The organism is Streptomyces sp. NPDC030814 (assembly GCF_055572155.1).
The window spans coordinates 54,859-61,731 of sequence record NZ_JBVIDX010000014.1 but is presented as its reverse complement, the minus strand read 5'-3'; the positions used below and the strand labels follow the sequence as shown (position 1 = coordinate 61,731).

Sequence of the window (6,873 nt, the reverse complement as noted above, 5' to 3'; positions counted from 1 at the left end):
TGGGGGGAGCAAGAGCAGCAAGGTGGCAGGGGGCAGTGCCGGGCCGCGGGACACCCCCCCCCCCCCCCCCCCCCCCCCCCCCCCCCCCCCCCCCCCCCCCCCGCTCGTTCAGTCGGCGATGCCGTTGAAAGCGATGACTTTGTCGATGTGGGCGCGGATGAGGAGGTTGCCGGGGCCGCCGTTGCGGGCGGCGTACTCCTGGGTGCGGTCTTCGCCCATGTAACGTGCGCCGAGGAGGCCGCCCCAGTGCAGCGGCTCGTCGGGGTCCGCGGAGGTCTCGGCGTGTCCTTGGAGGATGACGAACGCGTATGGGGGGGGTGGTCGTCGTCGACGCAGAGGGCGAAGCGCCCGTCGCGGGTGAGGTTGCGGCCCTTGACGCCGTCCTTCTCGGTGGTGAGCACGATGTCGTCGCCGTCGAGGAGGAACCAGACCGGTGTGACGTGCGGGCTGCCGTCGGCCCGGACGGTCGACAGCTTGCCGGTGCTGGTGCCGTGCGTGACGAAAGCCCGCCACTGCTCCTCGGTCATCTTCCGTATGCGATGCCTTTCGCTCCGGTGGGGCTGTTCGCCGTTCCGGGGCCGGCCCGGCCTCGGAACGGCGAAGTGGGTGTCAGTTGCCCCAGAAGGCGTCTTCGGCGTTCTGGTCGCCGGAGAAGAGCCACATCTCGGTGATCTTGCCGTTCTGGATGCGCAGGAGGTCCACGCCGTCCATGGCCATGGACGCGTCACCGCGGCGGCCGGTGAAGTGGATGGTGGCGGTGACCAGGTCGCCGTTGCCCATCAGGGAGTGGATCTTGTCGATGGCGAAGGTGCCCTGGCTGGCCTCCATCATGCCGCCGAGCATCTGGAAGACGGCGCCCTGCCCCTTGTGCTCGCCGGAGAACTGGTTGGCGCCGGGCTGGTGCCAGACGATCTGCTCGTCGAGGAGGCCGCCGAGGGCGGCCATGTCGCCGGTCTGCACGGCCTGGAAGTAGGTGCGGGCCAGGTCGAGGTTGGCAGTGGTCATCGTGGTCTCCATGGGTTCGGTCGGGGTCATCGGGCGAAGTCGAGGCGGTCGGCAAGGCCGGCCTCGGTGAAGGCCGCCTGTATCTCGGCGCGGCCTTCCTGGAAGTGGGCCCAGCTGTCGTAGTGCGCGGGGACGATGCGCCGGGCGCCGAGTGTCCTTGCGGCCTCGGCGCCCAGGGCGCTGTCGAGGGTGAGCAGTGCGCCGTCGAAAGCGAAGGGCATGCGGGCGCCGCCGAGGAAGAGGATCGCGGTGTCGACGGGTGCGAACCTCTCGGCGATCTCCTTGACGTGCTCCAGGGCGGCGTTGTCGCCGCTGACGTAGACCGAGGGCAGGTCGTCGGAGGTGAGCATGAAGCCGATGACGTCACCGGTGATCGGCTCGCAGCCCACGGGCCCGTGCCGGGCAGGCACGCCGGTGACGGTCACCGTGCCGCCGTCAGGCCGCTTGAGCTCGGCACTCTGCCAGAAAGCGAGGCCGCGAGCGTTGCCGCCCAGGCGGCCGGCGCCGCTCTCGGTGGTGAGGACGACCGGCACCTCGGCCAGCAGGGCACGGCCGGCGTTGTCGAGGTTGTCGTCGTGCTCGTCGTGGGAGAGCAGGACGGCGTCGACGCGGCCGAGGTCGGCGGCGGTGACCGGCGAAGGTTCGGTCTTGACGAGCTTGTGGCCGCCCGGGAGGGGCATGGGGTACTCGCCGGGCGGGTCGAAGGTCGGGTCGGTGACGAACCTGAGTCCGCCGTATTCGAACAGGACGGTGGGGCCGCCGTAGACGTGGGCGGGAATTCTCTCGCTGGTGACGCTGGCGCCGGACATCGGGAACCCTCTCGGTCGGGGGAACGGTGGTACGAGGAGGCCCTGCCGCACGCTCCGGCGGGGAGGCAGGGCCGAAGAGGCACGGGTCACGGGGCCGCGCGCTCCCTGGAGATACGGTTGACCCAGGGTGGCCGCCGGCTCATGGTCGGGCTTACGGGGCGGGCAGAGAAAAGACGCCGAAGTGGTTGCCGGCGGTGTCCTCCAGTCGGGCGAAGGTGAGGCCCGCGGAGTCGGAGACCGGCTCCATGAGGACCGTGGCGCCGAGTTCCCGGGCGCGCTCGACAGTCGCGGCGACGTCCTGGACCAGGACGTAGAAGATCGCGTAGTTGGGGAAGTTGCCCTCCGACTCCCACACGCCACCGGTCGGCTGCCCGGCGCCCGGCGTCATCACAGAGTGGTAGGTCACGCCGGGGGTGTTGGTGTTGAGGGCGTACTTCCAGTCGAAGAGCTCGCCGTAGAACTCCTTGACCTTCTCGGGCTCGTCGGTGCCGAACTCGAACCAGGCGACCGAGTTGAAGGCAGGAACGGTCATGACAGGCACTCCTAACCCTCCCAGAAGGGAGAAATGTGACTCTCTGAGGCCGACCGAATCCAGGCGGCGGCCATCGCACCGGGGGGCTCGCGGGGGTTCGGCGGGGATGACGAGCTCCCGACCGGGCTGGCGTCCAGCAAATCATTTACATTCCATGGAAGCAACTTCTGAAGATTATTGTTCCGCGTGTACGGGTTCGGTGGTCTGCGGTCTACCGGCCCTCGGACATCACAGGACCCCGGCACGTCGGACACGGACGGCCGGGCCGCAGGAAGGAAGCACGTCATGGAGCCGATCGAGATCGAGGCGAAGACCCTGATCCAGAAGTCGAAGACCCCGTCGAACGACTACGTCATCAACCCCTACACCGGCTGCGTGCTGGGCTGCGCCTACTGCTTCGCCAGCTTCGCCGGCCGCCAGTTCGGCCGGTCCGTCAAGGAATGGGGCGACTACCTGTACGTGAAGAAGAACGCGGTCGAGCTCGCCCGCAAGGAGCTGGCGAAGATGCCGCAGGACAAGCGGCGGGGCACGATGCTGCTCAGCTCGGTCACCGACCCCTACCAGGGCCACGAGACGAAGTACCGGCTCACCCGCGGCATCCTGCGCGAACTGCAAGCGGTCGAGTACCCGGGCCTGGTGCGCATCCTGACCAAGTCACCCGTCGTCACCCGCGACATCGACCTGCTCACCAGTCTGCCGCGCGCCGAGGTCGGCATGACGGTGACCACCACCGACGACAAGGTCAGCCGCTGGCTGGAGGTCCGCGCCCCGCTCGCCTCCCGCCGCCTGCGCACCCTGGCCGAACTGAAAGAGGCCGGCATCCCCACCTACGCCTTCGTCGGCCCGCTCCTGCCCCACTTCGCCACCCAGCCCGAGCTTCTGGACGACCTGTTCGGGCAGCTCGTCGAGACGGGAGTCGGTGAGGTGTTCATGGAGCACATCAACCTCAAGCGCTACATCCGCGAGCGCATGGACCAGGTCCTCGCCGACGAGTCCGAAGAGGTCCGCGAGGCGTACGTTCAGGCGCAGACGAAAGAGCACCGCGAACAGCTCGACGCGATCGTGGCGGAGCTGCTGGACAAGCACGGGCTGCGGCTGCGCTTCGAGGAGGTCGTCCACCACGACGACAACGACGCCCTACGGCAGAGGCTCGCATCCTCGACATGACCATAACCGGGTCGCCGCCCCAGGCGTAGGTCAGGCGGTGACGCCGGGCTCGGGGTCGGGCACCGCCATGGCCCAGGTCCCCATGGCCTCCAGGACCTCGCGCAGCCCCTCGCCGAGAGGGGTCAGCGCGTACTCGACGCGCGGCGGGATCTCCGCGTAGGTCGTGCGGGTGACGATGCCGTGCCGCTCGAACTGACGCAGCCGACTGGTCAGAGTGTGCGGGCTGATGCCGGGCAGGGCCTCGCGCAGCTGGTTGAACCGGTGAGGGCCGTGGAGCAGTTCGCGCACGATCAAAGTGGCCCACGGTCCGTTGAGCAGCGTGAGGAACCGGGCGACACCGCACTCGGGCAGACAGGGATCAGTCACAATCTCGACCGTACCCCATTAGTGCAGTTGATGTAACTGGTGCATCGCATGCACTAATAGCGCCATGACCTACGTGATTCATGGCGCCACCGGCGCCCAGGGTGCTCCCGTCGTCGCCGCTCTCGCCGCCGCGGGCAAGACCGTGACGGCACTGACCCGCATCCCCCACGCCGTCGTGCCCGGCGCGCAGCGCGTCGTGGCCGCCGACTACTCCTCCGCCGCCGACCTGACCAACGCCTACCGAGACGCCGAGGGGGTCTTCGTCCATCTGCCAGTGGCCCCGGAGGAGGACCGACAGACCTACGCGCACAACATCCTCACCGCCGTCCGCGAGGCCCGGCCGGACCGCGTCGTCTTTTCCACCAGCGGCTTCCCCATCGATCCCGCCATCGGCGGTGCCGCCGCGACCCTGGCCGCCGGCCTGGCCGACAGCGGCGTGTCCCACTCGGTCATCGCGCCCGAGCTCTACCTCGAGAACCTGCTCATGCCGCACGTCATCGGCTCGATCCGCGAACGTGGCGTACTGCCCTACCCGATCCGGGCCGACTTCCCCGTCTCCTGGGCCTCCCACCTGGACATCGCCGACGCCGTCGTCGCCCTGCTCGACCGCACGGACGTCACCGGCGTGGTCTCCGTCGGCCAGTACCCGGCTATCACCGGACCGGATCTGGCCGAGGCGTTCGGTGCCCGACTCGGACGGGACGTGGTCTTCGACCAAATCACCGCCGAGGAGTTCCGCACCTCAATGACTCCCCTGATCGGGGAGAGCGCCGCCGCTGACATCGCAGGCGCCTACCAGGCGATGAGCGCCATGCCCGGCCGCTCGATCACGCCGGAGACCTCCGCCCAGAAGCTGCTGGGAGTCACCCCCCGGACCACAAGCCAGTGGCTGGCCGACATCGGCCTCTGACCACAACCTCTGTCAGCTCCCGCCCAGTTCGCCAAGGCTTGGCAGTGCCGCCGTCTTCGGCGGACGGCCTGCCAAGCCTTCAAGTACTGCCGACCGCCCGCGCTGGGACCCGCCTCAACTTCAACACGCTGAACTTGACAGGGAACGGACCTGGTCGGACGAAACGACCCATGCCATCCACGAATCGCAGACCCTGCGCATCGAACGCGTCCACGACACCCACCCCCACGAAACAGCGTGGACCGTTGCCGCCTACGAGACTCCCGTCGGTGTCCTCAAAGCCTCGCAGCTGGGGCACGTGGTGGCGGGTGATGGCTTCGTCGGCGGTCCGGCAGAAGCGGGCGACGGTACGCAGGACGGCGTTGGAGAAGGCCTTGGGGGTCACCTAGCGATCGCCGTGACGCCAAAGGCCCCGGACCATGTTCGGTCCGGAGCCTTTGCGCCGGTGCCCTGGGCGAAGTCGCGTATGGGACGGCGACGGCGGCAGCAACCAGCAGTGGCGCCTCGGCTGACGCCGCCGCCCAGGACTGCTGGCCGCAGACGGCTGACGACATCCTCGACGCCCTTGCCGCATACTGCACACGAATTGACGACTCAGGGCCTAGAACATCCCGTTGTCGTTCGCCGAAGTCGCCGGCACGTCCTGGATGACATCCCAGTGCTCGACGATCTTCCCGCCCCGCACCCGGAACAGATCCACGATCGCCTGCCCCCGCTCCCCCGGCGCGTTCACGTAGTGGCTGTGGACGGCGACCAGATCACCCTCGGCGATGACCCGCTTCGGCGTGACCGTCAGCTGCGGGAACTGCTTGAAGTACCCGCCCAGGCCCGCCTTCGCACCGTCCACGCCGTTCGGGATGTTCGGGTTGTGCTGCTCGTACTCGGGACTCCAGTACCGGTCGAGCGCCGACAGGTCCTTCTTCACCAACAACTCATCGAACGCGGTCGTCACCAGCTTCTTGTTGTACGCGGTGAGAAAGCCCGGCCCCGGCCGCTCCGTCCGCGGCCAACTCACCGTGGAGAACATGTCGTTGCCGTCGGCGGGCTTCTCCGGCACGTCCTGGCCGACGTCCCAGTGCTCGGCGATCTTCCCGCCCTGGAAGCGGAAGATGTCGAAGACGGCGGTGCCCCGCGTGCCCGGCGTGAGGACGACGTTCGAATGCACGAGGACGAGGTCGCCCTCCGATATCACCCGCTTGATGTCGTACGTGGCGTCGGGGAACTGCTGGTGCAGCGCGACGCCGAGGTTCTTCAGCGTCTCCGCGCCGTTCGGCGCTTGCGGGTTGTGCTGGATGTAGTCCGGCCGTACGAAACGGTCGACGACCGCGGTGTCCCCGCGCTCGAACACGCCCTTGAGGACACGGGCGGCGACGTCCTTCTGGTATCCGAGGCGGGCGGAATCACCCTGGGCGCCGTGGCCGGCGTGACCCGCCGACGCGGCGCGCGGCGCCGCGAGGGCCGGAACGGCGGCGGCACCCAGCACGGCGGTGGAGGCGACGAAGGCGACAAGGGCCCTGCGGACAGAGCTGGCAGTGGGGGGCATGTGGCTCTCCGAACACAGATAGATATTGAAACTTCAAGCTTACGCTTCCTACAGGAAAGCACTAACCGTGAGTTAGTGTCAACTCTCTCGGGCTCCTCAAGCCCCCTCGCCTGAAGCGCACTCGACGCCGTTGGCTGGCGTCCTGAGTCGGAAGCCGCAAGGAGGGACGAACAACTGGCGTGATACGAATGCCTGCTGACTGGCTTGCCGCGTCGAGCAGGCCCTCCCCATCCGTGGCGCTGCCACTCGGGGGTCTCTTCCCAGGAGATAGCTCCGGGCCGCGGCCGACGTCGCGCCAGACGGTGCCCGCCCGCCGCGTGGTGACGTGCACGATCGGCTCGCCATCCGGGTCCTCGCAGTTGACCAGGGTGTAGCAGCGCAGCCGCCGCTGACGTCGGGGATCCTTCAGGTCACGACGGTCACCACGACGATGACGGCTTCGGGATCACCCCATGGCCCCTTTGGCTCACCGCCAACTGGTCAGGTCCGGGTCGACGACCCGATCAACGGTGAGGTCGAAGGTGTCGAACCCGTAGCCGGA

The 6,873-nt window shown here is 68.4% G+C and carries 7 protein-coding genes and 1 pseudogene; 2 read left to right on the top strand and 6 right to left on the bottom strand.

Annotated features, from left to right (window positions below):
• Positions 1–108: 108 nt before the first annotated feature.
• The 4 genes and pseudogenes from ACZ43N_RS26940 to ACZ43N_RS26925 all read right to left on the bottom strand — a co-directional run bounded on the left by ACZ43N_RS26940 (position 109) and on the right by ACZ43N_RS26925 (position 2,346).
• Positions 109–527 (bottom strand): annotated as a pseudogene (locus ACZ43N_RS26940) (PPOX class F420-dependent oxidoreductase).
• Positions 528–609: 82 nt separating this feature from the next.
• A complete protein-coding gene (locus ACZ43N_RS26935) occupies positions 610–1,005 on the bottom strand; it encodes a nuclear transport factor 2 family protein (protein ID WP_468101033.1) in 396 nt (131 codons plus the stop codon).
• A 26-nt stretch (positions 1,006–1,031) separates the two neighbouring features.
• Positions 1,032–1,814, bottom strand: coding sequence for an MBL fold metallo-hydrolase (locus ACZ43N_RS26930; protein WP_468101032.1), 783 nt, complete (start codon positions 1,812–1,814; stop codon positions 1,032–1,034).
• 151 nt (positions 1,815–1,965) lie between these two features.
• Entirely contained in the window at positions 1,966–2,346 is a 381-nt protein-coding gene (locus ACZ43N_RS26925; RefSeq protein ID WP_468101031.1) for a VOC family protein, read from the bottom strand.
• A 285-nt stretch (positions 2,347–2,631) separates the two neighbouring features.
• Here ACZ43N_RS26925 and ACZ43N_RS26920 point away from each other — a divergent pair, with 285 nt between their 5' ends.
• Entirely contained in the window at positions 2,632–3,513 is an 882-nt protein-coding gene (locus ACZ43N_RS26920; protein WP_468101030.1) for a radical SAM protein, read from the top strand.
• Between the two features lie 30 nt (positions 3,514–3,543).
• Here the strand turns inward: ACZ43N_RS26920 and ACZ43N_RS26915 are convergent, their stop codons facing one another.
• A complete protein-coding gene (locus ACZ43N_RS26915; RefSeq protein WP_359764957.1) occupies positions 3,544–3,879 on the bottom strand; it encodes a winged helix-turn-helix transcriptional regulator in 336 nt (111 codons plus the stop codon).
• A gap of 64 nt (positions 3,880–3,943) precedes the next feature.
• Here ACZ43N_RS26915 and ACZ43N_RS26910 point away from each other — a divergent pair, with 64 nt between their 5' ends.
• Positions 3,944–4,789, top strand: coding sequence for an NmrA family NAD(P)-binding protein (locus ACZ43N_RS26910; RefSeq protein ID WP_468101029.1), 846 nt, complete (start codon positions 3,944–3,946; stop codon positions 4,787–4,789).
• A gap of 601 nt (positions 4,790–5,390) precedes the next feature.
• On the opposite strand, the gene ACZ43N_RS26905 is transcribed toward ACZ43N_RS26910, so the two are convergent.
• Positions 5,391–6,332 carry a nuclear transport factor 2 family protein gene (locus tag ACZ43N_RS26905; RefSeq protein WP_468101028.1) on the bottom strand — a complete coding sequence of 314 codons (942 nt, stop codon included), beginning with the start codon at positions 6,330–6,332 and terminating at the stop codon, positions 5,391–5,393.
• Positions 6,333–6,873: the final 541 nt, after the last annotated feature.

Bases quoted from the DNA above. Each gene is read 5' to 3' on its own strand.
- ACZ43N_RS26935 (WP_468101033.1), bottom strand. From the start codon at position 1,005: ATGACCACTGCCAACCTCGACCTGGCCCGCACCTACTTCCAGGCCGTG.
- ACZ43N_RS26930 (WP_468101032.1), bottom strand. From the start codon at position 1,814: ATGTCCGGCGCCAGCGTCACCAGCGAGAGAATTCCCGCCCACGTCTAC.
- ACZ43N_RS26925 (WP_468101031.1), bottom strand. From the start codon at position 2,346: ATGACCGTTCCTGCCTTCAACTCGGTCGCCTGGTTCGAGTTCGGCACC.
- ACZ43N_RS26920 (WP_468101030.1), top strand. From the start codon at position 2,632: ATGGAGCCGATCGAGATCGAGGCGAAGACCCTGATCCAGAAGTCGAAG.
- ACZ43N_RS26910 (WP_468101029.1), top strand. From the start codon at position 3,944: ATGACCTACGTGATTCATGGCGCCACCGGCGCCCAGGGTGCTCCCGTC.
- ACZ43N_RS26905 (WP_468101028.1), bottom strand. From the start codon at position 6,332: ATGCCCCCCACTGCCAGCTCTGTCCGCAGGGCCCTTGTCGCCTTCGTC.